General features: G+C 33.8%; 28 protein-coding genes. 21 read left to right on the forward strand and 7 right to left on the reverse strand.

Going from position 1 to position 24,865, the window contains the following annotated elements:
* Window positions 1-33: 33 nt before the first annotated feature.
* The 17 genes from MHI39_RS09455 (at window position 34) to MHI39_RS09535 (ending at window position 15,907) form a co-directional block, all read left to right on the forward strand.
* Complete coding sequence (locus MHI39_RS09455; RefSeq protein ID WP_071976199.1) at window positions 34-2,178, forward strand: HD family phosphohydrolase; 2,145 nt, start codon at window positions 34-36, stop codon at window positions 2,176-2,178.
* Between the two features lie 33 nt (window positions 2,179-2,211).
* Window positions 2,212-2,682: an rRNA maturation RNase YbeY gene (ybeY, locus tag MHI39_RS09460; protein ID WP_071976198.1), complete on the forward strand. Its 471-nt coding sequence runs from the start codon at window positions 2,212-2,214 to the stop codon at window positions 2,680-2,682.
* Window positions 2,660-3,052: a diacylglycerol kinase family protein gene (locus MHI39_RS09465; protein WP_071976197.1), complete on the forward strand. Its 393-nt coding sequence runs from the start codon at window positions 2,660-2,662 to the stop codon at window positions 3,050-3,052. The genes ybeY and MHI39_RS09465 overlap by 23 nt, the downstream gene beginning before the upstream one ends.
* A 255-nt stretch (window positions 3,053-3,307) precedes the next feature.
* On the forward strand, window positions 3,308-3,709 hold the full coding sequence (locus MHI39_RS09470) for a cytidine deaminase (protein ID WP_071976196.1): 402 nt from the start codon (window positions 3,308-3,310) through the stop codon (window positions 3,707-3,709).
* Window positions 3,699-4,622, forward strand: coding sequence for a GTPase Era (era, locus tag MHI39_RS09475; protein ID WP_071976195.1), 924 nt, complete (start codon window positions 3,699-3,701; stop codon window positions 4,620-4,622). Before MHI39_RS09470 ends, era begins: the two co-directional genes overlap by 11 nt.
* Window positions 4,623-4,779: 157 nt before the next feature.
* Window positions 4,780-4,923, forward strand: coding sequence for a YqzL family protein (locus tag MHI39_RS09480; protein WP_065107198.1), 144 nt, complete (start codon window positions 4,780-4,782; stop codon window positions 4,921-4,923).
* Between the two features lie 60 nt (window positions 4,924-4,983).
* The gene (recO, locus tag MHI39_RS09485) at window positions 4,984-5,736 is read left to right on the forward strand and encodes a DNA repair protein RecO (RefSeq protein WP_058002147.1); all 753 of its coding nucleotides are present in this window, start codon (window positions 4,984-4,986) and stop codon (window positions 5,734-5,736) included.
* Between the two features lie 268 nt (window positions 5,737-6,004).
* On the forward strand, window positions 6,005-6,652 hold the full coding sequence (locus tag MHI39_RS09490) for a helix-turn-helix transcriptional regulator (protein ID WP_058002148.1): 648 nt from the start codon (window positions 6,005-6,007) through the stop codon (window positions 6,650-6,652).
* 31 nt (window positions 6,653-6,683) lie between these two features.
* Window positions 6,684-7,481, forward strand: a complete 798-nt coding sequence (locus MHI39_RS09495) for a pyruvate, water dikinase regulatory protein (protein WP_058002149.1) — start codon at window positions 6,684-6,686, stop codon at window positions 7,479-7,481.
* Between the two features lie 430 nt (window positions 7,482-7,911).
* Window positions 7,912-8,304: a DUF188 domain-containing protein gene (locus MHI39_RS09500; protein ID WP_235813236.1), complete on the forward strand. Its 393-nt coding sequence runs from the start codon at window positions 7,912-7,914 to the stop codon at window positions 8,302-8,304.
* A 68-nt stretch (window positions 8,305-8,372) separates the two neighbouring features.
* Window positions 8,373-10,190, forward strand: a complete 1,818-nt coding sequence (gene dnaG / locus MHI39_RS09505) for a DNA primase (protein WP_342541160.1) — start codon at window positions 8,373-8,375, stop codon at window positions 10,188-10,190.
* A gap of 43 nt (window positions 10,191-10,233) precedes the next feature.
* The gene (gene rpoD / locus MHI39_RS09510; RefSeq protein ID WP_058002152.1) at window positions 10,234-11,370 is read left to right on the forward strand and encodes an RNA polymerase sigma factor RpoD; all 1,137 of its coding nucleotides are present in this window, start codon (window positions 10,234-10,236) and stop codon (window positions 11,368-11,370) included.
* A 202-nt stretch (window positions 11,371-11,572) separates the two neighbouring features.
* Window positions 11,573-12,112 carry a hypothetical protein gene (locus MHI39_RS09515; RefSeq protein ID WP_251337327.1) on the forward strand — a complete coding sequence of 180 codons (540 nt, stop codon included), beginning with the start codon at window positions 11,573-11,575 and terminating at the stop codon, window positions 12,110-12,112.
* A 98-nt stretch (window positions 12,113-12,210) separates the two neighbouring features.
* Window positions 12,211-13,353 carry an acyl-CoA dehydrogenase family protein gene (locus MHI39_RS09520; RefSeq protein WP_058002154.1) on the forward strand — a complete coding sequence of 381 codons (1,143 nt, stop codon included), beginning with the start codon at window positions 12,211-12,213 and terminating at the stop codon, window positions 13,351-13,353.
* Window positions 13,354-13,616: 263 nt separating this feature from the next.
* Entirely contained in the window at window positions 13,617-13,979 is a 363-nt protein-coding gene (gene cccA / locus MHI39_RS09525) for a cytochrome c550 (protein WP_280615894.1), read from the forward strand.
* Between the two features lie 108 nt (window positions 13,980-14,087).
* Window positions 14,088-14,792: a tRNA (adenine(22)-N(1))-methyltransferase TrmK gene (locus tag MHI39_RS09530; protein WP_342541162.1), complete on the forward strand. Its 705-nt coding sequence runs from the start codon at window positions 14,088-14,090 to the stop codon at window positions 14,790-14,792.
* Complete coding sequence (locus MHI39_RS09535) at window positions 14,789-15,907, forward strand: Nif3-like dinuclear metal center hexameric protein (RefSeq protein WP_342541163.1); 1,119 nt, start codon at window positions 14,789-14,791, stop codon at window positions 15,905-15,907. Before MHI39_RS09530 ends, MHI39_RS09535 begins: the two co-directional genes overlap by 4 nt.
* A 56-nt stretch (window positions 15,908-15,963) precedes the next feature.
* Here the strand turns inward: MHI39_RS09535 and MHI39_RS09540 are convergent, their stop codons facing one another.
* Window positions 15,964-16,917 carry a 4-hydroxy-3-methylbut-2-enyl diphosphate reductase gene (locus tag MHI39_RS09540; protein ID WP_280615891.1) on the reverse strand — a complete coding sequence of 318 codons (954 nt, stop codon included), beginning with the start codon at window positions 16,915-16,917 and terminating at the stop codon, window positions 15,964-15,966.
* A gap of 137 nt (window positions 16,918-17,054) precedes the next feature.
* Window positions 17,055-17,759 (reverse strand): VrrA/YqfQ family protein, encoded by a 705-nt coding sequence (vrrA, locus tag MHI39_RS09545; RefSeq protein WP_342541165.1) that lies wholly within the window; start codon window positions 17,757-17,759, stop codon window positions 17,055-17,057.
* Between the two features lie 232 nt (window positions 17,760-17,991).
* Between vrrA and MHI39_RS09550 the strand changes: the two genes are divergently transcribed.
* Together MHI39_RS09550 and MHI39_RS09555 are read left to right on the forward strand one after the other, a co-directional pair.
* Window positions 17,992-19,302, forward strand: coding sequence for a DEAD/DEAH box helicase (locus MHI39_RS09550; RefSeq protein ID WP_280615889.1), 1,311 nt, complete (start codon window positions 17,992-17,994; stop codon window positions 19,300-19,302).
* Window positions 19,303-19,331: 29 nt separating this feature from the next.
* Window positions 19,332-20,225 (forward strand): deoxyribonuclease IV, encoded by an 894-nt coding sequence (locus tag MHI39_RS09555; RefSeq protein WP_342541166.1) that lies wholly within the window; start codon window positions 19,332-19,334, stop codon window positions 20,223-20,225.
* 33 nt (window positions 20,226-20,258) lie between these two features.
* On the opposite strand, the gene MHI39_RS09560 is transcribed toward MHI39_RS09555, so the two are convergent.
* Window positions 20,259-20,513 carry a DUF2624 domain-containing protein gene (locus tag MHI39_RS09560; protein ID WP_058002162.1) on the reverse strand — a complete coding sequence of 85 codons (255 nt, stop codon included), beginning with the start codon at window positions 20,511-20,513 and terminating at the stop codon, window positions 20,259-20,261.
* A gap of 212 nt (window positions 20,514-20,725) precedes the next feature.
* On the opposite strand from MHI39_RS09560, the gene MHI39_RS09565 reads away from it, so the two are divergent.
* Entirely contained in the window at window positions 20,726-21,148 is a 423-nt protein-coding gene (locus MHI39_RS09565) for a Fur family transcriptional regulator (protein ID WP_280615886.1), read from the forward strand.
* A gap of 41 nt (window positions 21,149-21,189) precedes the next feature.
* On the opposite strand, the gene MHI39_RS09570 is transcribed toward MHI39_RS09565, so the two are convergent.
* Window positions 21,190-21,765: a hypothetical protein gene (locus MHI39_RS09570; RefSeq protein WP_058002164.1), complete on the reverse strand. Its 576-nt coding sequence runs from the start codon at window positions 21,763-21,765 to the stop codon at window positions 21,190-21,192.
* Between the two features lie 202 nt (window positions 21,766-21,967).
* On the opposite strand from MHI39_RS09570, the gene MHI39_RS09575 reads away from it, so the two are divergent.
* Entirely contained in the window at window positions 21,968-22,345 is a 378-nt protein-coding gene (locus tag MHI39_RS09575) for a DUF4190 domain-containing protein (RefSeq protein ID WP_058002165.1), read from the forward strand.
* A gap of 89 nt (window positions 22,346-22,434) precedes the next feature.
* Here the strand turns inward: MHI39_RS09575 and ispG are convergent, their stop codons facing one another.
* The 3 genes from ispG to MHI39_RS09590 form a co-directional block, all read right to left on the reverse strand.
* Window positions 22,435-23,529, reverse strand: a complete 1,095-nt coding sequence (ispG, locus tag MHI39_RS09580) for a flavodoxin-dependent (E)-4-hydroxy-3-methylbut-2-enyl-diphosphate synthase (protein WP_139254887.1) — start codon at window positions 23,527-23,529, stop codon at window positions 22,435-22,437.
* Window positions 23,530-23,646: 117 nt separating this feature from the next.
* On the reverse strand, window positions 23,647-23,970 hold the full coding sequence (locus MHI39_RS09585) for a hypothetical protein (protein WP_342541167.1): 324 nt from the start codon (window positions 23,968-23,970) through the stop codon (window positions 23,647-23,649).
* A gap of 112 nt (window positions 23,971-24,082) precedes the next feature.
* A complete protein-coding gene (locus tag MHI39_RS09590) occupies window positions 24,083-24,856 on the reverse strand; it encodes a DUF1189 domain-containing protein (protein WP_342541168.1) in 774 nt (257 codons plus the stop codon).
* Window positions 24,857-24,865: the final 9 nt, after the last annotated feature.

A 24,865-nucleotide genomic window follows, 5' to 3' on the forward strand; every position in this document is an offset into this window, starting at 1 on the left:
TGAGAAAAGCAAAAAAATGGTGGTGGGGAGTAAATGAATCTTCAAGATTATATAAGCAAAGTCCGCACATTATTAAGTTATAAAGTGTTTACATTTATTTGTTTTCTGATATTGGCTATATTGTTATATGGCGTTCTTTTTTATAATGTAAAACCTCAGACATATGATATAGAGTTATTTTCAGTGGCAGATAAAACCATACGTTCACCTAAGACAATCGTTGATGAAGAAAAGACGAAGGATGAACAACAAAAGGCAGCAGATGCAGTAGAAAAGGTTTATACCTTTCAAAAAGAAAAGGAGCAAAATCGAGTTTCTCTAATTAATTCGATCTTTGATTTCGTAACGGATGCCAATAAAGAAATCCCAGCTCATATAAAAGATAAAGAAATGGAAAAGACGGATAAAAAAACAGACAAAGAAAGATTGGTTGACTTAAAATCAAAACTTACATCCGATGTAAATGAGGATGTAACAAAGTCTATTTCGGATGCTGTCTTGATGGACTTACTCAAGGCAACCCCTTTTGAATTGGAGCAGACGAGAAATATACTTAATAGCCAGGTTGAACAATTAATGGGAGAAAAGATTCGCGAAGATAAAGTTAGGCAGTATCAAGGCAGAATGGAAGATCTAATTCGTGATTCGTCCATTCCAACAGAGTTAAAATCAGCTGCTATTGCATTGGGTAAATACGCAATTGTCCCAAATGAAATTTATGATCCTGAACAAACAGACATTCGAAAAAAACAAGCAATGCAAAGTGTAGAACCAATAAAAATACTACAAGGTCAAGTTATTGTTCAAGAGGGTCATCTTATTGACCATGAAAGCTATCATCAGCTTGAACTGCTTGGATTATTAAAAAGTAATCCAACCATTAAGCCATATATTGGTTTGGGGATATTCGTATTTTTGATTATAGGTTCTTTGTATTTGTATTTTTCTACTTTTCGAGTAAGCGAAGAAAAAAAACAAAATTATTTAATTCTGCTAAGTCTAATTTTTATTATCAGTTTATTATTAATGAAAATTATAGGTTTAATGGCGGATTTAGAACTTGATAAAATTGGTTATTTATTTCCTGCTGCAATGGCACCGATGTTAATTCGTATGATGCTTAACGAACGTTTTGCTTTTATCATTACGATTATACTTGCTGCTTGTGGTAGTATTATTTTTCATGATGAAATAACAGGATCGGTAAATATTGAGATTGCGATTTATATTTTATTTAGCGGAACAGCTGGTATATTATTATTAACAAATCGTAATCGAAAATCGAATATTCTACAGGCGGGATTTTTCATTTCGATTATAAACATCCTTATCATTTTCTTTTTGTTATTTTTAGGCAATGGTCAATTTACAAAAATGGAGTATCTATACTATACGATCTTTGCTTTTGTTTCTGGATTATTATCTGCTATACTAACGATTGGTCTGTTGCCATTTTTTGAGGCTGGTTTTGGTGTTTTGTCCACTTTAAAATTAATCGAACTTTCAAGTCCAAATCATCCATTATTGAAAAAGATTTTAACGGAAGCACCAGGTACCTATCATCATAGTGTAATGGTGGCAAACTTAGCTGAAGCAGCATGTGAGGCAATCGGTGCAAATGGATTATTAGCCAGAGTGGGATGCTATTATCATGATATTGGCAAAACAAGAAGACCACAATTTTTCATTGAAAATCAAATGAATATAGAAAATCCACATAATCATATTTCTCCCGAAACGAGTAAAGATATTATTATTGCACATGCGACAGATGGTGCACAAATGCTTAAAAAGCATAAATTACCTAAGGAGATTGTTGATATAGCAGAACAACATCATGGAACTACATTATTAAAATATTTTTACTATAAGGCAAAAGAAGAAAATGATCATATTGATGAAATGGACTATCGCTATCCTGGTCCAAAACCTCAAACGAAAGAGGCGGCAATTATTAGTATTGCTGATAGTGTGGAGGCAGCAGTTAGATCGATGACACATCCAACACCAGAACAGATTAAGAATTTGATTGATTCTATTGTTCAAGATCGTTTAAAGGATGGTCAATTGAATGAATGTGATATAACATTAAAGGAAATAGAAGTGATTAAAAAAACATTTAGTGAAACGTTAAATGGAATCTTTCACTCACGGATAGAGTATCCAAACCCAAAATAAGAGACAACTTAAATGTGAAAAAGGATGAATAATATGGCTTTAATTATTGATTTTATTGACGAAACAAGCGAAATGAAAGAAGCGGATTTAAATCTCGTAGAAAAAATATTAAATTTTGCTTCTGAAAAGCTTGGGATAGAGAATGGGAGTGAAGTATCTGTTACCTTTGTAACAAACGAAAGAATTCAAGAAATTAATCGAGAGTATCGAGATAAGGATCAACCGACGGATGTCATTTCTTTTGCTATGGAAGAACTTGGTGATGATGAAATCGCAATAAATGGTTTAGATATACCACGAATGCTTGGAGATATTATCATTTCGGTACCTAAAATCCAAGAACAAGCAATGGAATATGGGCATTCATTTGAAAGGGAACTTGCCTTTCTTGCTGTCCATTCCCTTCTACATTTACTCGGATATGATCATATGACAGAGGAAGATGAAAAAGAGATGTTTGGTTTGCAAAGGGATATTTTAGATGAATATGGGCTTACGAGATAAAGGGCGATTCTGGAAGGCATTTAAGTTTGCATTTCAAGGAATTATGCATGCATGTAAAACTGAGAGAAATGTACAATTTCATTTCGCTGCTTCGGTTATCGTTATTTTATTTAGTATCTATTTGAACATATCATTATTTGAATGGTTATTTATTTGCCTCTGTATTTTTGGGGTCATAACGCTGGAATTAATAAATTCGGCTATTGAACGAATAGTCGATCTTGCGTCCCCTAGTTATCATCCATTAGCTAAACAAGCGAAAGATATTGCAGCTGGGGCAGTTTTAGTTTATTCTATAATGACGGTAATTATAGGCAGTATCATCTTTTTACCGAAACTTGCACGTCTATTTCAATCTTACATAGGATAATAATAAATCACTTAAAAGCTGCTATTATGGCATTTTGTCAACAAAGTTGTTCTCTTTAGACAACTTAACAAGTCAAAGTCGCTAAACAAGCAGCTTTTTCTATTTATTTGCAGTGGGTTTCTCTTTACGGTAAAATATTTTCAAAGCTACTTCAAATTAAAATATAAGAGTTTTGAAAATATTCTAAACAAAATAAAAATATTCCATAACTTTGTGATGAATTTGTAGTAAACTATAATAGAAGGGGTAGACATAATGAATTTAGAACAGCTTATTGAAGAAGCGAAAATCGCAAGAGACAAAGCATATGTACCTTATTCCAAATTTCCGGTCGGTGCTGCACTATTAAGTGAAAATGGAAAAGTATATCATGGCTGTAATATTGAAAATGCTGCTTATACAGTTGGAAATTGTGCGGAGCGTACAGCTCTGTATAAAGCATATTCTGATGGCGATACAAAGTTCAATGTGCTTGTTGTAACAGCTGATACGGAAAGACCTGTACCACCATGCGGAGCATGTCGACAAGTGATCTCTGAACTTTGCCCTAAAGATATGAAAGTGATTTTGACAAATTTAAAAGGTGATATTCAAGAATTAACTGTTGAGCAATTATTGCCAGGCGCATTTTCTCCGGAGGATTTACATGCAAAATAAAAGTACAGAACAGCAAACATTTAAATCAGGGTTTGTATCTATCATAGGTCGACCAAATGTTGGGAAATCCACTTATATTAATCGAGTGATCGGCCAAAAAATTGCCATTATGAGTGACAAACCACAGACAACAAGAAATAAAGTTCAAGGGGTACTTACGACAAACGATTCACAAATAATACTTATTGATACACCAGGAATTCATAAGCCAAAACATAAATTAGGCGATTTTATGATGAGGGTTGCAACAAATACACTCAAAGAAGTGGACCTGATTTTGTTTATGATTAATGCGGTAGAGGGATATGGAAAAGGTGATGAATTTATCATCGAAAAATTAAAAACTGTCCGTACACCTGTCTTCCTTGTTATAAATAAAATCGATCAAGTGCATCCAGATGACTTGCTTAAAATAATTGAAAAATATAAGGAATTATATGATTTTGCTGAAATTATTCCAATATCTGCTCTAGAGGGACAGAATACTGAAAGATTGCTTGAGCAAATAAAGGAATACTTGCCTGAAGGGCCTCAGTATTACCCTGCAGATCAAATTACAGACCACCCTGAACGTTTTATCGTTTCAGAGTTAATTAGAGAAAAAGTATTGCATCTAACAAGAGAAGAAGTACCGCATTCGATTGCTGTAATTATCGAAAAGATGCAGAAAAAGCCGGAAAGTGAAACAATACATGTAATGGCAGCAATCATCGTTGAACGTTCCTCTCAAAAGGGGATCATTATCGGAAAACAAGGTAGTATGTTGAAAGAAGTAGGAAAAAGAGCAAGGATAGATATTGAGAACTTACTTGGATCTAAGGTTTATTTAGAGCTATGGGTGAAAGTTCAAAAAGATTGGAGAAATAAAATTACACAGTTGCGAGATTTTGGTTTTAGAGAAGATGAATATTAATTAGCAAGTTTTTAAAAATGAAAAATTGATTTCTATGCATCCTTTTGATTAGCAATTTTTACGTCACATGTTCCAAGGAGTCTTGGTAAACCTAGTATTAAAGGCTTTACTAATGATTTCATGAGTTTTTCACAACATGAAAGGCGGGGTTAATGTTATGATAGAATTTACCTGGAAAGTCTTTGCGGAAACTGGAAGTATTGATACGTATTTGCTATTTAAAGAGCTTGAAAAAGATCGTCAGGATGAACCATTAAATACAGATCATGAATTTAATGAAATTGATTTCCCCATTTCATAAGTTGCAATGATCGTGCGTCACCTGGGAAGCTTGTAAGACTTGCTTTGGAAGGTGGATTTTATGTTTCAAAAATGTGAAGGCATCGTTATTAGATCAATTGATTATGGTGAATCAAATAAAATTGTTACAATATTTACACGAGAGTTTGGGAAAATAGGAGTGATGGCTAGAGGCGCTAAAAAGCCAAATAGCCGTCTTTCCTCTATCTCTCAACTATTTACATATGGGAACTTTTTAGTCTCATTAGGTTCAGGACTAGGTACACTGCAGCAGGGAGAAATTATTTCTTCCCTTCGATCTATTCGTGAAGATATTTTTAAAACAGGATATGCTTCGTATATTATTGATTTATTAGATAAAGCGGTTGAAGAGAAAAGGGCAAATCCTTTTCTTTTTGAACTTTTATACCAAACATTAAATTATATAAATGAAGATGTTGATTTAGAAATCATAACGAATATTTTTGAAATGAAAATGTTAAATGTACTTGGATTGTATCCTTGCATGAATCAATGTGCTGTATGTGGGAATAAAGATGGGAAGTTTGCCTTTTCTATTCGGGAAAATGGTCTTCTTTGCCATCGATGCTATGAGAAAGACCCTTATCATATCCCTACCTCACCAATAGCTATTAAGTTACTCCGACTCTTCTATTTTATTGATCTAAACAGACTAGGATCAGTGTCAGTTAAAGAAGAAACAAAAAAAGAACTACGTTTGATTATATCTATGTATTATGATGAGTATTCCGGTTTGCATTTAAAATCCAAAAAATTTTTAGAGCAAATCGAAAAATTTCGCCAAATGCTGTAATGTAAGTTTGCCCTCATAGTATGATAGGAACTCCACATTTTTATGGAGTTTTTTTATATGGATCTTTTCTCAAATATTGCTGCTAAAGAGATCATGTTTTTACATATAAAACTAAGTTGAACATACAAGAACGTAGGAGGGTATTTACAAAAGCAACATATTTTACGAAAACAGCTTTTAATATTTAACAAATTTCTTTTCAATATAAGTAAATAGTATATAATATTTGTGTATGAGTATAACATTATTTAGATTTTATACTGGTTAGGTGGTGTGGAAAATAGAACTGAATAATCGACAGGAAACCATATTACAAATCGTAAAAGATAATGGGCCTATAACCGGTGAACATATAGCAGAAAAATTAAATCTAACAAGAGCAACACTTCGCCCAGATTTAGCCATTTTAACAATGGCTGGATATTTGGATGCGCGGCCTAGGGTTGGTTACTTTTACACTGGAAAATCAAGTACACAGCTTTTAACAGACAGTTTAAAAAAAATAGTCGTCAAAGACTATCAATCAATTCCTGTAGTTGTAAATGAAAATATATCAGTTTATGATGCAATTGTAACAGTTTTTCTTGAAGATGTAGGTACGTTATTTGTTGTAGATGATAAGCTGTTATTAGTTGGAGTCCTTTCGCGAAAGGACTTATTACGTGCGAGTATCGGTAAGCAAGAACTCTCTTCACTTCCAGTGAATATTATTATGACAAGAATGCCGAATATTACAGTGTGTAAAAAAGATGATTTATTAATTGATGTTGCAAAAAAATTAATTGAGAAGCAAATTGATTCAGTTCCCGTGGTTAAGGAATCATCCGAGGGAAACGGCTTTGAGGTGATTGGGCGGATAACTAAAACAAATATAACAAAAGCCTTTGTATCACTTGCTGACGAAAATTTATATTAATATCAAGAAATGACGGGATGGTGATCTTAAAATGACGCGACCGATTATTTATGTCGTTTCAGACTCGGTTGGTGAAACAGCTGAATTGGTTACTAAAGCAGCGATTAGTCAATTTAATGGAAAAGATGCAGAAATCAAACGTTTTCCATATGTTGAGGATTACCAGCATATTGATGAGGTTGTCTCCTTAGCCAAGCTTAATCACGGTGTGATTGTGCATACATTGGTGAAGCCGGCTATGCGGGATTATATAAAAAAACGAACAAATGAACAACATGTCAATGCGGTAGATATTATTGGTCCTTTAATGGATAAATTTCAAGAGCTATATCATAAAGAACCATTATGTGAACCAGGATTAGTTCGAAAATTGGATGATGATTATTTTAAGAAGGTTGAAGCAATAGAATTTGCTGTTAAATATGATGATGGACGAGATCCTAAAGGAATTCTACGAGCAGATATCGTTTTAGTGGGTGTTTCCAGAACATCAAAAACTCCTTTATCTCAATATCTAGCACATAAGCGATTTAAAGTGGCCAATGTCCCCCTTGTACCAGAGGTAGACCCCCCTGAAGAGCTATTTCAGGTATCACCTAATAAATGCTTTGGATTAAGGATCAGCCCTGAAAAACTTAATTTTATTCGTAAGGAAAGGCTACAAGCTTTAGGTTTAAATGATGAAGCAAGCTATGCAAATATTAATCGAATAAAAAAGGAATTAGAGTATTTTGACGCGATTGTATCAAAAATGGGATGTAAAGTAATTGATGTAACAAATAAGGCAGTTGAAGAAACAGCAAATATTATTATGAATAGGAATCATTAGACACAAGAGTCTATAAAGGGTCTGACCCCAGAGAATATATATACTGTATCTAGAATGAACGATTTTTTATTTCAGATACAGTAATGCGGGGACAGATCCCTTTACTATTTTTATTGTAAAGTATGGGAAAAGAATAAAAATATTTTAAATAAAAATATATGGTCAAAATCAGAGAAATATACTATAATAAAAAATTGTGATAAAAATGTATTTAAAATAGGTTTAGAGTCACGGATTAAGGAGTAAACTAACTATTGAGATATGTCAAGAGTCAAGGCTTAGAAAAATTCGACAAAAGCAAAAAAATATACTCATAGTATGGAAAAGAAAGAAGGATTCTGTGGAGTGATGTAGAATTATTACTAATACAGAAAGAAATGAATCCATCATATTTGTTGATGCAGATGCATGTCCAGTTAAATCGGAAATCATTTTTCTTGCTAAGAAGTATAAAATGCTCTATTATTTTATTGCCTCTTATGCACATCAAACAAAAAATAGTGATGCTACTTGGATTTATGTTGATCCTTATAAAGAATCAGCTGATTTATTTATAATGAATCATGTAAAGGAAAATGATATTGTCATTACTCAGGATATAGGGCTTGCAAGCCTAGTACTCCCGAAGAAAGTGAGGGCAATTTCTCCAAGAGGTAAAGAATATGTAGAAGAATCAATTGCTACAGCCCTTGATTTTCGTTATTTAGCTGCTAAAGCTAGGCGACAAGGGAAATATGAAAAAGGCCCAAAAGCATTTACGAAAAGTGATAGGCAATCATTTTTGTATACGCTTGAGGAGATTTTGTCGAAAAATGTAAAGTAAAGTTATAACTGAATAATCTATACACATCAAACATAATAGAGAGAAAAATTTCAATTGGGGATGTTTTCATGGTTGGAATTATTCCTGAGGATAAAATTAATGAAATTCGTCAATCAATAGATATAGTAGATATTATTGGCGAATATGTTCATTTAAAGAAACAGGGACGTAATTATTTTGGTTTATGTCCCTTCCATGGTGAAAATACACCTTCCTTCTCGGTATCACCTGATAAGCAAATATATCATTGTTTTGGTTGTAAAGCTGGTGGAAATGCAATTTCTTTTTTGATGGATATTGATGGATTAAGCTTCCAGGAAGCCATCATTAAGCTAGCTGAGAAAGGGAAAATACCATTAGATTTGGAAATAGGATCTGAACAAAATCGATCAGATTCCAAAGTGAATATTGAAAAAAAACAAATGCTTGAAGCGCATGAACTTCTTCAAAAGTTTTATCATCATTTATTAGTTAATACGAAAGAGGGGCAAAATGCGTTAGAATATCTCGTTGATCGAGGATTTACATTAGATAGTATTGAAAAATTTCAAATAGGGTATTCCTTACCTAGTTGGGACTTTGTTGTAAAACTTTTACAAAAACGTGGTTTTTCATTAAGCCTTATGGAAAAGGCAGGACTAATCATTCAAAAGGAAAACAGTGACTCCTACTTTGACCGATTCCGAAACAGAATCATGTTTCCTATCCAAAATAGCAAAGGCGAAACCATTGCTTTTGCAGGAAGATCGATTGAAAAAGAGGATCAGCCAAAATATTTAAATAGTCCAGAAACTGAATTGTTTAATAAAAGTAATGTTCTTTATAATTTTTTTCGGGCAAAAAGCTTTATAAAAAAACAGCAGCAAGCCATATTATTCGAAGGATTTGCTGATGTAATATCTGCTGATAAGGCAGAACTTCATAATGGTATCGCGACGATGGGAACATCGTTAACTGAGCAGCATGTGCAGCTAATAAGACGAATGACAGATACAATTATTATCTGTTATGATTCGGATTTTGCGGGAACTGAAGCCGCTTATCGTGCTGCCAATATGTTAACAGATCATCACTGTCAAATTCGAATAGCAAGAATGCCTGAAGGATTCGATCCGGATGAGTATATAAAAAAATATGGTAGTGAAAAATTTCGTCAAGAAATTATTGCTGGTAGTCTTACATTTATGGCTTTTAAGATGGAATATCATCGCCTAGGGAAAAAGCTTCAAAATGAAGGAGAAAAGTTAAGATATATCGAAAAGATTATAGAGGAAATAACAAATCTTGATAAAGCTGTTGAAAGAGATCATTATTTACGCCAATTAGCGGATGAATTTTCTATTTCATTAGATGCTCTGAAACAACAACAACAGCAAATGTATTATGCTAAGAAGAAAAATGGTCATGTCAAACAACGAGAAAACAATCAAAACAGATTGTTTTTACAACAGAAGTCCCGTTTATTACCGGCAAATCAAACTGCAGAAAGACGTTTACTTGCTCATATGCTGCAAAGTGTTGATTTAGCCTTTAAAATAAAAGATTTATTAAATGGAATTATACTTTATTATGATGAACACCAAGCAATACTTACTTATCTTCTTGGATTTTATGAAGAGGGAAATGAAGCCGACACGAGTAAATTCTTATTATATTTACCAGACGAAAATTTACGAAGAATTGTAACTGAACTTGAAATGATGCCATTAAACAGTGAAGTTGCAGATCGTGAAATCGAGGATTATGTGAATCAGGTGTTGAAACATCAAAAGATGTTAAAAATAAAGGAAAAAGAAAACTTGCAAAAAAAAGCAGAACAAGAAAATGACTTTGTAAAAGCGATTGACTTGGCTAAAGAAATTATTGTACTGCGTAAGTCTTTATAAATATTCTGCAAATTGCATGAAATACTTGGAAGGAGGGGGACAGATGGCTGAAAAATCAGCTCGTTCCAAAGAAATTGAATCCGAATTAACTCTTGATCAAGCTAAAGAACAACTAGTTGAGCGTGGTAAAAAAAGAGGAGTATTAACATATGAAGTGATTTCAAGTAAATTAGGTCATTTTGAATTAGACTCTGAACAAATGGATGAATTTTATGAGTACTTAGGTGAACAAGGTATTGAAATCTCAGAGGAAAATGATGACGATGAAGATGAAGATGCTCCTAATTTACATGAATTAGAGAAAGATGATGAAGAGTTTGACCTTAATGATTTAAGCGTTCCTCCAGGTGTAAAAATAAATGATCCAGTGAGAATGTACTTAAAGGAAATTGGTCGAGTAGACTTACTATCTGCTGAAGAGGAGATATCATTAGCTAAACGTATCGAGCAAGGTGATGAAGAGGCAAAAAGAAGACTTGCTGAAGCCAACCTTCGCTTGGTTGTAAGTATTGCAAAGCGTTATGTGGGCCGTGGCATGTTGTTTCTAGATTTAATTCAAGAAGGTAATATGGGTCTCATTAAAGCAGTTGAAAAGTTCGACTATGATAAAGGCTTTAAATTCAGTACCTATGCTACATGGTGGATTCGTCAAGCGATTACTCGTGCTATTGCCGATCAAGCTCGTACAATACGTATTCCTGTCCATATGGTAGAAACCATTAACAAATTAATTCGTGTTCAAAGACAGCTTCTTCAAGACTTAGGGCGGGAACCATCTCCAGAAGAGATTGCTGAAGAAATGGATTTAACTCCAGAAAAGGTTCGTGAAATTTTAAAAATTGCCCAAGAACCGGTTTCTTTAGAGACACCAATAGGTGAAGAGGATGATTCACATCTAGGCGATTTTATCGAAGATCAAGACGCTACATCACCTTCAGAACATGCTGCTTACGAATTATTAAAAGAGCAACTAGAAGATGTACTTGACACATTAACAGATCGTGAAGAAAACGTACTTCGTCTACGTTTTGGTTTAGACGATGGGCGTACAAGAACACTAGAAGAAGTTGGAAAAGTATTTGGCGTTACCCGTGAACGTATTCGTCAAATTGAAGCGAAAGCACTTCGAAAGCTTCGCCATCCTTCTAGAAGCAAACGTTTAAAAGACTTCTTGGAATAAGATTGAATATGGGGCTGTCTATTGAAGGTGGGACGACACTTAAATCCTGTACCTAGAACGAATAATTTGTTCGTTCTAAGTATTGGAATGTGGGTCTTCCCCTTTTACTTTTAGACAGTCCTATTTTTGTTTTACCAAAATTTAGTCGAAAAAAAGGATTTTTTACCTCTTATCTCGAAAGAGTATTTAGGATGTGTTGCATATGAATTCTTCACGTAAAGAAGTAATTATTAAAGAAATTATCTATTGGAAAGAACATAAAATGCTGCCTGATCATTATTGTGATTATTTACTTGCCCTTTATAGTGAGGGTGAGTTTGAAAATAATCATAATGATAGGATGAAAAGTAATAAATTAGTCAACAGGTTATCATTATTTCTAATTTTAATTAGTGCTTTATTGCTTATTTCATTATTTGTCATTTATTTTACTGAATTAGCTTTTGTTTTGCAAATGATGATTTTGACAAGTTTTGTCGTTTTATTACTAATCTTAGGAATTTATTATTCTAAAAAAGAAACCTGGTACTATATTTTTTATATTAGTTCTGCCATTTTATTGCTATTATTATCCGTTCAACTAACCGATCAGTTTTTTAATCACTATTCTATTGCCTTATTAATTACACTTTTTTTAAATTGTATTTTATGGGTAGTAACAGGTTGGAAATTAAAATTATTATTTTTTACTGTTTCCGGAGTAGTAGGAATAATTACGTTATCAATCTATATCCTAGTATAGTAAATGAATTTTTCAAAACTTTTAAAAGTTGTGAAAATAATTCTACTTACATTATAATAATAAATGTAAGCGGCTACAATAGCAAAGGGGGATATAGAATGAATTTTCATCTTACTGCAGAACAGGAAATGATTCGGCAAACAATAAAGGAATTTGCTACAGAAGAAGTGGAAAAAGGGGCATTAGAAAGAGATATTAATAAAGAATTTCCGATGGAAATTATAAATAAACTAGCAAAACTAGGAATGATGGGACTTCCATTTCCAGAAGAATACGGCGGTGCAGGTGCAGATACGATAAGTTTCGCAATTGTAGTGGAAGAATTAAGTCGAGCATGTGGTTCAACTGGAATTACATATTCGGCCCATATCTCACTCGGAGGGGCACCAATTAATATGTTTGGAACGGAGAAGCAAAAACAGAAATATTTAGTGCCAATTTGTACCGGAGAATCATTAGGAGCATTTGGTTTAACTGAGCCAAGTGCAGGCTCTGATGCAGGGGGAACAAAGACTACTGCTGTTGAGGATGGAAATGATTTTATTATTAATGGGAATAAATGCTTTATAACAAATGCAAGTTATGCCAAACATGTAGCTTTAACAGCTATTACAGGAATGGATAAGTCTAAGAAAGAAATTAGTTCAATTATTGTGCCAACAGATGCAGCAGGATTTTCTATTATTAACAATTATGAAAAAATGGGACTTCATGCGTCGAACACTACCGAATTAGTCTTAGAAGATGTAAGGGTTCCTCAGGAAAATTTATTAGGAGAAAAAGGTCAGGGTTTTAAACAGTTTCTAGTTACATTGGATGGTGGAAGAATTGGAATTGGAGCAATGGCAGTAGGTATCGCTCAAGCAGCATATGAGAAGTCATTACAATACGTAAAGGAAAGAAAACAATTTGGTCGATCACTATCGCAGTTCCAAGTTACCCAATTTAAAATCGCAGATATGGCGATGAAAATTGAACTTGCTAGAAACATGGTATATAAAGCTGCTTGGTTAAAGGATCAAGGGAAACCATTTTCTAAGGAAGCAGCTATGTGTAAATTATATGCCTCAGAGGTTTGCATGGAAATTACAAATCAAGCCGTTCAAATACATGGTGGAAATGGTTATATGAAAGACTATCATGTTGAAAGATTTATGAGAGATGCGAAGTTACTTGAAATTGGGGAAGGGACTTCTGAGGTACAAAGAATGGTCATTGCAAGGGAAATTGGTTGTCAATAAAAATGATTTTATTAAATATTTTTTGAATAAGGCGATAATCTTAAACAAAGTGAAAAAAAGTGCCTTATGAAAAGTTGATAATTGAACAAACTAAATACAGAAAAAGTGAAAAACTTCATCATTAAGATGGAGTTTTTGTCTAAATTCCGAAAAAATGTTGAATCTTTGCGGTTAACCCTTTCCCTTCCAAAGTTTTTCGAGTAAAATAAAGTTGTTTGTATAATGTATTCATTTTTTACGTTTCTTACATAAGGAGGTATATTATGAAACGAAATCCTTTAATTCCTTATCTTTTAATAGGGCTATTAGGAATCGCACTTGTTTTCTTTCTATCTGTAAAAGGTTTAGGAGATGCTAAAGAGATAGCAAAAGAAAAAGAAGGTGGGGGAAAAGAAGTAGCAACAAAATTTGAACCAGAAGCCTTTGCCAAATCAACATGTATTAGTTGCCATGGGAATAACCTTGAAGGTGGTACAGGGCCAAATTTACATGGTATGGGTGAAAAACTAGGCAAGGATAAGCTAAAAGATGTTCTGAAAAATGGGACAACTGGCGGTATGCCTGGTGGATTAGTTAAGGCTGAAAATATTGATGCTATGGCAGATTGGCTAATGAAATTAAAATAAGCAGATATTAAGCCAAAGGGGTTCTTTGCATTTTGCAAGGAGCTCTTTTTTGTATAGAATATGTTTATGTGGATGTTAGGTCCTAGTTTAAAATAAAGTGGTGAAAACATGAATAGTGAAAAACTTTCAAAACGTTTAGAAATGGTTAGTCAATATCTATTAAAAAATTCAACTTTTGCAGATATTGGTTCAGATCATGCGTATCTACCGTGCTATGCGATTAAAAAGGGTCTAGCAAAATACGCAATTGCAGGTGAAGTAGTAGAGGGACCATACCAAACAGCAAAACAACAGGTCATGGAATGTGGGTATGAAAGTAGTATCTCTGTCCGTAAAGGTGATGGTTTAGAGGTCCTCCAACCTAATGAGGTGGATTGTATTACGATTGCTGGAATGGGTGGACCATTAATTGCATCTATACTAGAAAATGGTAAGGACCGTTTGTTAGGTGTAAAGAGATTAATTCTTCAACCAAATATTGGAGCTAATCATATTCGAAATTGGTGCGTACAAAATAATTGGGTAATCATTGCTGAGGAAATTTTAGAGGAAGATGAAAAAATTTATGAAATTATTGTTGCTGAAAATAATGAACTTGCGGAGGTAAGTCATTTAACAGATGCAGAATTATTATTAGGACCGTTTTTGATGAAGGAAAAAAGCGTTGTCTTTATTAAAAAATGGTCGGATGAATTAAAGCAATGGAGAATAATTTTGGATCGAATGAATCTTGCAGAAAATCAAGAGAAAATAATTGAAAAAAAACTAGCCATAGAGAAAAATATATCTTTGGTTGAGGAGGTATTAACATGAAGAAAGTAAACGGGCATGAAATTATACAGCTATTTGAACAGTTTTCTCCTAAAAAGTATGCGATGGAAGGTGATCCTATTGGCCTTCAAATTGGGCGTTTAAATAAGCCAGTTCAAACTATTATGATTGCTCTAGATGTATTGGAAGAGGTAGTTGATGAAGCCATTCAAAATAATGTTCAATTGATTATTGCACATCATCCAATCATCTTTCGGCCATTAAAAAATGTTTTAACAGAGCAGTCACAAGGTAAAATTATTGAAAAACTTATTAAACATGATATTGCTGTTTATGCTGCGCATACAAATTTAGATGTGGCCAAGGGTGGCGTAAATGATTTGTTAGCAAAGGCCCTTGGTTTACAGCATACTGAAATATTAGATCCTACATATGAAGAAAAATTGAAAAAATTAGTTGTCTATGTACCGATTGATCATGAAGAGGCAGTGAGGAATGCGCTTGGTGCTGCTGGAGCTGGAGCTATTGGTCATTATAGCCATTGTACATTTAGTGCTCAAGGGACAGGGAGATTTTTACCTGATGAGCAGACCAAACCGTACATTGGTAAAGCAGGAACACTTGAAGAGGTAAAAGAAGTACGTATAGAAACCATTTTTTCCGCTAAATTAGAAAAAAAAGTGATAAATGCTATGCTGCAATCCCACCCATATGAGGAGGTCGCATTTGATATTTATCCACTTGAAAACCAAGGTGAGTTGTTAGGGTTAGGACGGATAGGTGAATTACAAGAAGAAATGACGCTGAAGCAATTTGCAGAACATGTGAAGCAATCATTAGATGTCGATTTCGTCAGGGTGGTTGGCGACTTACAAGATCGCATTAAGAAAGTTGCCGTTTTAGGCGGGGATGGTAATAAGTATTTTTCTAAAGCGAAGTTTAAAGGAGCCGATGTTTTTGTTACAGGTGACTTTTACTATCATAATGCACATGATGCGATGAGTATTGGACTAAATATTGTTGATCCGGGTCATAATGTCGAAAAGGTAATGAAAACAGGTGTTGCCGAGCAACTTTCTAAAATGAGTAAGGAAAAAGGGTTCGATGTGAAGTTTATTGCATCAAAGATCCATACTGATCCTTTTACTTTTATTTAGAGTCTTTATTAATCTATTCTAGTTTATACAAAAAAAATAAAATCCCTGAGGGGATTTTATTTTTTTGTAGCTAATTTTTTTACTTTCGGTAGAATTTTATGAAGTGGAACTTGTTTTTCATGTTTCCAGGTTTCTTCGTTTTCTGGATCAAATTGATCAAGAAAAGTAATAACTTCCCGAACAATTGGTGTTGGAGTTGAGGCTCCAGCTGTTACTGCAACTTTTTTGGCATCTTTAATCCAGTCAATTTCAATTTCAGAGATATCGGCAATCCGATAGGCTTTAGTATGTGCAATTTGTTCTGATACTTGCGCAAGACGATTCGAGTTATTACTTTTAGGATCACCAACAACAATAAGAACATCCGCTTCTCCAGCTTGTTGAGCCACCGCTTCTTGTCTAACTTGAGTAGCAAGGCAGATTTCTTTGTGTTGCTCAACATACGGATATTTTTCTTTCACTTTGTCCATAATATCCATAACATCCCATTGACTCATTGTTGTTTGATTTGTGACAATAACTTTTTTATTTGCTATGTTTAGCTGTTCTACATCCTCAATCGTTTCAACTAGATGTACAATGTCAGGAGCTACACCAAACGCTCCCTCAGGCTCGGGATGTCCTTTTTTTCCGATATATATAACATCAAAACCTTCAGCTTTTTTTTCACGAATCAGATCATGTGTCTTCGTTACATCTGGACAAGTAGCATCAATTGTAACAAGTCCTTTATTTTTTGCTAATTCTCTAACCTCGGGTGAAACTCCGTGGGCAGTAAAAATTACAGTACCTTTGTCCACCTTTTCAAGGATTTCTCTACGATTTTTTCCATCAAGAGTAATAATCCCTTCTTCAGCAAACGCATCAGTAACATGTTTATTATGAACAATCATACCCAGTATATAGATTGGGCGTGGTAATGTTTTATCTAAAGCGGCATTACGCGCGATTACCATAGCATCAACAACACCATAGCAATAACCACGTGGAGAGATTTTTAATACCTCCATATTTCATCCTCCCAACTAAAGGTTTTTCCTTTAAGCATTGCATCATTCCTATTATATAAAAAATCCTTATATTTTACAAAGAAAAGAAAAAACGTTAGGTAGTAACATACTCACCTAACGGAATTCATACATAAAATTTAAATATAAAGTTTAGGGACTGATTGACCTTTTTTATTTGTTTCGGTGGATTCGGATTCTATTTCGAGATCAATATCATCTGCCTTCTTAGTCATCTTTGAATTTTTAGAAGATGTTTTTTTGGAGGTATTGCCTTTTTTGGATTGGTTATTTTCGCTTTTATTATTACTTTCACTTTCCACTTCAACTTCTTGATTTTCAGTGTCTACATTTTCGTCTGAATCATCATCTGAACCTACGCTTTTTAAACCTTTATACATTCTCCACATCGCAGGAAGATTTTTAACTAATGGACCGTATTGTTGTACCATCGGCCCAATTTGTTGAGCCGTTCTAATCACATTTTGTGTATTATTTAAAAATGAACCAATTTTTCCTGGATTAGCAATATTGCCTAAGTTTCCAAGTAAAGAACCACCTCCACCAGTTGCACGTTGAAACCCAGCAGCTGCATTGGCCACATTGCCAGCTTGCCCTGTTCCAGCCCGTTGGAATAATCTTGAAATTAGACCACCACCAGCTCTACTCGCACTACTCCCTATTGACGGCGGTGCACCTCCAAAGAGGGAAGGTCTTCCCATGGCTTGCATTGGTGCTTGAAACATTCTACCTTGGGGGATCATTGGGGTCCGCGGCATAGATCTAAAGGGACTTGGAAATCCTTGCATCGGTCCATTCATTGGGGGAAATCCTCTAGGTGGCATTTTTTTCCTCCTTTCTACTCATTATCCTTCTATATTACAATATGCAAATATGAAAAAAACGTCTTCATTTGATGTCTGTTATCCATCAAATGATAAATTTATATTAATTACCTAATTTTAAGGGTTAACTTTTTGTAGGAGTGGAAGTTTTAACTATTGTCGATTATAATAACAAAATGGACTAAAAATCATAAATTGATCGGTAAATGTCCTTACAAAAAGGAGTGTCATTGTGAAACAAAATAAATTTTCAACATTTAAGTTTAAGACATATATTGAAGAGGCGATAAATAATCTTGGTTTTTATGAGCCTACAGAAATACAACAAAAAATGATTCCTACTATCCTTAGAGGGGAAAGTGCGGTAGGACAGTCTCAAACAGGAACAGGAAAAACCCATGCCTATTTATTACCTATCCTTGAAATGGTTGATCCTGAATTACAAGAGGTACAAGCTGTTATCACCGCACCAACACGTGAATTAGCCAATCAGATTTATCAAGAAATCATCAAAATAACTAAGTATCAAACGGAACAAACCATCATGAGTAAATGTTTTATTGGTGGAACAGACAAACAACGAACAATTGAAAAATTAAAAAAACAACCTCAAATTGTTGTTGGAACACCTGGACGTATTCATGATTTAATGAAAGAACAGGCTTTATTGCTTCATACATCAAGAATTCTTGTTGTCGATGAAGCAGATATCATGTTAGATATGGGATTTTTGTATGAGGTGGATCAAATTGCTGGGAAAATGCCTCAAAATTTACAAATGCTTGTTTTTTCAGCTACAATCCCTGAAAAATTAAAACCATTTTTAAAGAAATATATGGAGAATCCGAAATATGAACATGTCCAGCCTACACATATTTCTGCACAAAATATTGAGCACAATCTAGTACCTTTGCGTAGTAGAGAGAAAATTGACTTATTGTTTGATATGTTAATTTCATATAACCCATATTTAGCAATTGTTTTTACAAATACAAAATCAATGGCTGACGAGGTAGCAGATAATCTTCTTGAAAAAGGCTTAAAAGTTGGAAGAATTCATGGAGATTTATCTCCTCGTGAAAGAACAAAAATGATGAAGCAAATTCGAAATCTTGAATTTCAGTATATTGTTGCGACGGATTTAGCAGCCCGTGGAATTGATATAGAAGGGGTAAGTCATGTTATTAATTATGAATTACCCCAGGATTTAGATTTTTATATTCATCGAGCTGGAAGGACTGCAAGAGCTGGCTATTCCGGAATTGCTACTACAATCTATCAGCCTTCAGATGAAGATGCTTTAAATAAGTTAGAAAAAATGGGTATCGTCTTTAGCTATAAAGATTTACAAAAAGGCGAGTGGGTTTCAATCGCTGAACGTAATAAAAGAAAAAACCGTAAAAAACAGGTAGATGAAATAGAAGAAAAAGCAAGAAATATGATGAAAAAACCAAGAAAAGTAAAGCCTGGGTACAAAAAGAAAATTAATCAACAGGTTGAAAATATGAAAAAGAGAGAAAGAAAACTACAAAAACGTAAATAAAATAAGTCAATGATATGGAGTGAGGAGAAATGCTAAAACTTGGATCACATGTATCAATGAGTGGAAAGAAAATGTTGCTTGGGGCAAGTGAAGAGGCTGTCTCATATGGTGCTAATACGTTCATGATCTATACAGGAGCCCCTCAAAATACGAGAAGAAAAAAGATAGAAGATCTAAATATTGAAGCAGGGCTTGCTCATATGAAAGAAAATGGTATTGAGGAAATCATTGTTCATGCACCTTATATTATTAATATCGGTAATACGGTAAACCCAGCAACGTTTGAACTTGGGGTGAATTTTTTAGGAACAGAAATTGAAAGAACAGAAGCGATCGGAGCAAAACAAATTGTTCTTCACCCAGGCGCACATGTAGGGGAAAGAGCAGATAAGGGAATTGAGCAGATAATCAAAGGTTTAAATGAAGTTCTTACAACTGATCAAAGTGTTCAAATCGCTTTAGAAACGATGGCAGGAAAAGGTTCTGAATGTGGACGATCCTTTGAAGAATTAGCTAAAATTATAGATGGGGTACATCATAATGATAAGCTATCAATTTGTTTTGATACATGTCATACACATGATGCGGGTTATGATATAATTAATAATTTTGATGGGGTATTAGATGAGTTCGATCGTTTAATTGGGCTTGAACGCATTAAAGTTCTACACATCAATGATAGTAAAAATGTAACAGGATCCAGAAAAGATCGACATGAAAACATCGGCTTTGGACATATTGGATTTGATGCATTAAATTATATTGTTCATCACCCTCAGTTAGCTGATATTCCTAAAATTTTAGAAACTCCATTTGTTGGTGAAGATAAAAATAATAAAAAAGCACCATATAAGCAAGAAATTGCAATGCTAAGAAATAAGCAATTCAATGAAAATTTACTGACTGATATAGTAAATGAATAAAAAACATTGAGGGGATAATTCCCTCAATGTTTTTTATTTTGTGAATTGGATAAAAATACGATTAATTTCTTTTGCCGTTTCAGGTCCAGTTATTTTTGCTACTGCTTTAATAAGTTTTGTTCGTTCTGCATCATCAAAAATATTAACTTGTTTTCCACGTAAATAGGCAGCGATTTTATGTGCATTACTCTTTGATAATTGAACATTAAATTGTTTGGCGTATTTTAATAATTCATCACCTGTTATCATGTTGATTTTGTAATTAATTACATTTTGTAGTAATTTCATCTGTGCATCACCCCTCATTGATACATATGAAGGGGACATTATAAATGTTCATAGAAATGCTATTTTTTATCAAAAATCCACATAGTTGCCACCATAGTGGTATGAATCAAGTTGATAAATTTACATATTATATTTTCTCATGTATACTTATAGAAGAAGAATAAATCGAAATCATTCTTAAATGAATAGCATCTTTAAAAGAGGTGTAAACCATGCAAGTGACAAGTGCAATACAAAAACTAAAAGATAAGGGATTTAAACATACAGGTAAAAGAGAGCAAATGCTTGAGTTATTTGCTTCAAATAATAGGTATTTGACGGCAAAAGATGTTCTTGAATATATGAAGGACGATTATCCGGGATTAAGCTTTGATACAATTTACCGTAATTTATCCTTATTCGTGGATCTTGGAATTCTAGAAGCAACTGAATTGTCAGGTGAGAAAAATTTTAGGTTTAGTTGTGCAACAAGAGAACATCATCATCATTTTATATGTCTTGACTGTGGAAAAACAAAAGAAATTCAAACATGTCCAATGGCAGTATTAGATGAGGATTTAGTTGGTTATAATGTTTCAGGACATAAGTTCGAGATATACGGTAAATGTCCTGAATGTATAAAAATAAGTGGATAAAAAAATCATAAGGAATAAACCTTATGATTTTTTTGATTTTTTTACTGTTGATTCTTAATCCAGGCTTCTACCCATTTTTCTGCCTCATACCAGTTCTTCACTCTTATGACACCTTCAGGAATAGGGTCTCTATTATAAGGTGTATCAAATAAAATAACTGGAATGCCAAGCTCTTCGTGAATCATTACCGCATTATCATGCTTATCCTCCATAAAGAGATCTACTTCATATTTTTTTGCTGTCTCTATCTTATGATGGGATCCAATCAGTTCAATATGGTGGTAATGTAAATCATTCTTATTAAACCATTTTTCAGTCACATCTAATAAATGGGAGCTTCTTGCACTTATAAAGAACAATTGGAATTGCTCTTTCCATTTCGTTAAAACTTCCTTTGCTCCGATTGCAAGTGGTGACTCAGAATAAATGATTGGTTCAGATTCAGTAAACCATTCGTAAAATTCCTTTGGTGGTATATTTATAACATTGGTTAATTCATATTCAGTAATATCCTCTAAAGTTAACTTTAAGTGATATTTATCATTTATATAGGGAATTAAGGAATCAGGATGGGTGACGGTTCCATCAATATCAATTCCAAATCTTTTTTTTATCATTTTTATAACTCCTTTAGCAGTTTCAAATAGTATCGAATATGTAACATTAAAAAGTGTAACATATTTATTAAAAAAGTGAACATAAATAGGATTTTATCGTTGTAATATGATTTGGTACTGGAAAAGATTGTTGTCATGAAAAAATAAGAATAGCACACAATAATAATGCTCCTGCACTTACTATTAGAAAGTGAGGGATATTATGAATGATGAAACACGTTATGACAAGCTAGAAGATAGTTTTCATAAGGAACGTATGGAAGACAAGGAAAATCATGACTATCATGAGGAAACGGCTGCAGAAGTTGCTGCACCGGTTTCGTTTAATCGTGATCGTGGAAATGATGTAAGTGAAGACAAGGATCATGAACATGCTCATGTTAGTGGAAAAGTCATTGGCTGGTCAGCATTAGCGTTATCTGTTCTATCCCTATTTTTTTTACCGATAGTACTTGGGGCCGCTGGAACTATACTTGGCTTTGTTGCAAGAAGAAGGGGAGCAAGAGCTTTAGGTGCATGGAGTATCGGAATTGGTGTTGTTTCACTTATCCTTGGAATTTTTGTTCAACCATTTTTTTAAATAGGCTAGTGATTTAGAAAAATTAAAATAATGGATCGCTTGAATGTAGGAGCCAAAAAGAAAAAGTGCGGATCAATTCCGCACTTTTCTTATGCTTTTTGTTCATTTTTTTGTTTTTGATAATATTCTTCAGCAATTTGGTCGATTTCTTTTTTTAATTCTTCAACCATTGTTTCTTCAGGTACCTTACGGACGATTTGGCCTTTCCGGAATAAAAGACCTTCACCACGTGCACCTGCAATACCTATATCAGCTTCACGTGCCTCTCCAGGACCATTTACAGCACAGCCTAATACAGAAACCTTAATAGGTGCTTTAATCGTTGAAATGTATTCTTCAACCTCATTAGCAATACTGATTAAATCAATTTCAATTCTGCCACATGTTGGGCATGAAATTAACGTTGCTGCGTTCGATGCTAATCCGAAAGATTTAAGTAGTTCTCTAGCTACTTTTATTTCTTCAACAGGATCGGCACTAAGTGAAATACGAAGTGTATTACCGATTCCTTTACTTAAAATAGCTCCTAAACCTGCAGCACTTTTAACAGTACCGGAAAATAATGTTCCAGATTCAGTAATACCAAGATGTAAAGGATAATCAAATGCACGAGCAGCCTTTTCGTATGCTTCGATTGCAAGGTTAACATCAGATGCTTTCATTGAAACGATAATATCATGAAAATCAAGATCTTCTAGAATTTTAATATGGTGTAATGCACTTTCAACCATACCATCTGCTGTCGGATATCCGTATTTTTGTAAAATATGTCTTTCTAAGCTACCAGCATTGACACCGATACGAATAGGAATACCTTTTTCTTTTGCAGCATTAACCACAGCTTCTACTTTTTCTCTTTTTCCAATATTACCTGGGTTAATACGAATTTTATCCACTCCGCCTTCAATGGCCTTTAAGGCTAAGCGGTAATCAAAATGTATATCTGCCACTAATGGGATATTAATTCTTTTTTTAATTTCCGGAATGGCGTTTGCTGCTCTTTCATCTGGACAAGCGACGCGTACAATTTGACAGCCAGCTTCTTCTAAACGTTTAATTTGAGCTACTGTCGCTTCCACATCATGTGTTTTTGTCGTCGTCATGCTTTGAATAAAAAGTTCATTGCTGCCCCCGATCGTTAGGTTCCCAACCTTAACGGGACGAGTTTTTGAACGATGTGTAATTTCACCCAAGGGTAATTCGCTCCTTTATATTAAAAACAATTATAATTAGTTATAACCATTTGTATTGTATCAGTATTTCGCTATTATTGACAAGGAATTGAAGCTAGATTATTTATTTCAGTACAAAGGTATCTTATATATTTGACCAATTTGAATTTCTTCTGGCTGTATTCCGTTGTTCAATTGGATGAAATCATTTATGACTTTGTCGATAGACACCGAAAGCGGGATTTTGTTAACTCCTTCAACGACGGATAGGACAGTATCTCCAGGCTTAATGATTATTTCTTTATAAGAAGAGGATTTTTTTGCAGTAGACGGTTTAGTATTTTCCTTTACTTCGGAAGCATGTGAGATAGCTGGAATAGTACCAAAATTTAAATCAATATAGATACTGTAAATAACAATAATTACTGCGACGAATGCGAGAATTTTTTTCAAGACTAGCGCCTCCTTTTTTAGAATATATATGCTAGTCCCGAAGAAATATGACAAAAAAACTGGCTTTTTTTAGAGCTAATATTGATGCTCACCATTTAAGCCAGTTTTTTTGTCATGCTTTAATTTTTGGTTGTGGTATTTCACGAATGCTTAGATAGAGCATTATGAAACAAACGATCCAGTTGATAAAAAGTCCACCAGGAACAACTGTTTTTATCGCATCCATTAAAAAGAAAAATACAGTTGGCAAGGTAATACTATGTGCAGCAAGCCGCCAGCTTTGACGGTATTGAAGTTTACGATTAAGAGCTTGAGCGATTAGAACCCCAATGCCTGCAAAAATAGATACTTTTATAAATCCTAATGCAGCAGTAAATAAATATAGAAAAACAAAAATGATTGGTAGCACAATCCATAGAACCCCATGAATGGATGTTAAAAATTTATCGATATCTTTGTTTTCCATTTTCTTATCTTGAAAAGTAGAATAAGAGAAATTTTGACCTGTTTGATTATTAACAACAAAAAATTCATCTTTTAATAAAGCAATCGCATTTCCATGATTTCTAACATCATTTTCCGTGGTCTGTCCAGTTGAATCAAAGATAATATCGAAGCCATCCTTTTTGATAATGATCGGTTTTCTTTCATTTGAAGTTAATTCACCGTTTTCAATGATAAACGGAGGTAATTCGTCCATAAAAATTTGCTTTCCTTCGTTTAATGCTTGAATAGACATTTTTGATAGATGATAAAGACTGGGAATTGTTGAAAGTAGCGTTAGTAAAAATACATATAATATCGTCCTTCCGATTCCAAGAAAACGATATTTGGCAATATCCTTTGGTGAATATAAGCTTTTAACAAAACGTTGGATAATCGTCATTAAACATCA

Source organism: Heyndrickxia sp. FSL K6-6286, from assembly GCF_038630395.1.
Taxonomy (GTDB): domain Bacteria; phylum Bacillota; class Bacilli; order Bacillales; family Bacillaceae_C; genus Heyndrickxia; species Heyndrickxia oleronia.